This window comes from Bacillus sp. L_1B0_5 (assembly GCF_000836715.1).
Classification (GTDB): domain Bacteria; phylum Bacillota; class Bacilli; order Bacillales; family Bacillaceae_G; genus Bacillus_A; species Bacillus_A thuringiensis_S.
The window spans coordinates 1-1,025 of sequence record NZ_JXIS01000095.1; the positions used below are offsets into that span (position 1 = coordinate 1).

Sequence of the window (1,025 nt, forward strand, 5' to 3'; positions counted from 1 at the left end):
GAAAACGGTCACATAAGATGTGAGATATTTTATATGTACAAAAGGAGGGCATTTCTATGAAAGCAACCGGTATTGTACGAAAAATCGATGAGCTTGGTCGAATTGTGATACCAAAGGAAACAAGGCGTACACTCAATATTCACGAAAAAGAACCATTAGAAATATTTGTAGAAGGCGAAACGATTATTCTACAGAAATATCAATTGTATGGTACTTGTCCCATCACAGGGGAGATTTCTTCCCAGAATATCAAACTAGCGGATGGAAAGCTGACGTTGAGCCCAGAAGGCGCGAAACAACTTATGGAAGAATTAGAACAATACAAAGTAACAGTATGAAAAGAATAGGGGGCGAACTCGTTGGAAGTGAAATTACAAGCATTTCAAAAGGATAAAAGCAAAAACATGCTATCTTTGCAGGAACAATTGTTGCAAGAGGCGTTTCAAAAGAGGAAGGATATCACTTTAATTCTGTTAAAAGGATTGCATGTAAAAGGAATAATAAGAGGATTTGATACTTATTCTGTTTTAATAGAAGTTGAAGGTAAGCAACAGCTTGTATATAAACATGCAATCTCGACGATTCGATTCTAAAATAAAACAGTAGCATGATTCCTACTGGATTCATGCTACTGTTAAAGAAATATTATTTAGCGTTTACAGCTTCTTTTAATGCTTTTCCTGCTTTAAAGGCAGGTGTTTTTCCCGCAGGAATAGTAAGTGCCTCACCAGTATGCGGATTGCGGCCTTCACGTGCAGCACGTTCTTTTACTTCAAATGAACCGAAACCAAGTAGCTGTACATGGTCTCCATTTTGTAGTGCATGTTGAATGGACTCTAATACGGCATCTACTGCAAGACTTGCTTGTGGCTTTTTTAGTTCAGATTGTATTGCGACTTGTTTGATTAATTCTGATTTGTTCATGAGTCACCTCTTATTGTGATATATACTTGTTTCAGTATAAAGGGAGAAAGAGAACGGTGCAAGATAGTTTGTAAGTGTAACATGTTAGATTCTTTGCTAAC

The 1,025-nt window shown here is 36.9% G+C and carries 3 protein-coding genes; 2 read left to right on the forward strand and 1 reads right to left on the reverse strand.

Annotated features, from left to right (window positions below):
* Nucleotides 1–56: 56 nt before the first annotated feature.
* On the forward strand, nt 57–338 hold the full coding sequence (locus RT27_RS25095) for an AbrB/MazE/SpoVT family DNA-binding domain-containing protein (RefSeq protein WP_043937953.1): 282 nt from the start codon (nt 57–59) through the stop codon (nt 336–338).
* A 21-nt stretch (nt 339–359) separates the two neighbouring features.
* The gene (gene hfq, locus RT27_RS25100; RefSeq protein ID WP_000453237.1) at nt 360–593 is read left to right on the forward strand and encodes an RNA chaperone Hfq; all 234 of its coding nucleotides are present in this window, start codon (nt 360–362) and stop codon (nt 591–593) included.
* A gap of 52 nt (nt 594–645) precedes the next feature.
* Here the strand turns inward: hfq and RT27_RS25105 are convergent, their stop codons facing one another.
* Nucleotides 646–924 (reverse strand): HU family DNA-binding protein, encoded by a 279-nt coding sequence (locus tag RT27_RS25105; protein WP_043937955.1) that lies wholly within the window; start codon nt 922–924, stop codon nt 646–648.
* Between the last annotated feature and the right edge of the window lie 101 nt (nt 925–1,025).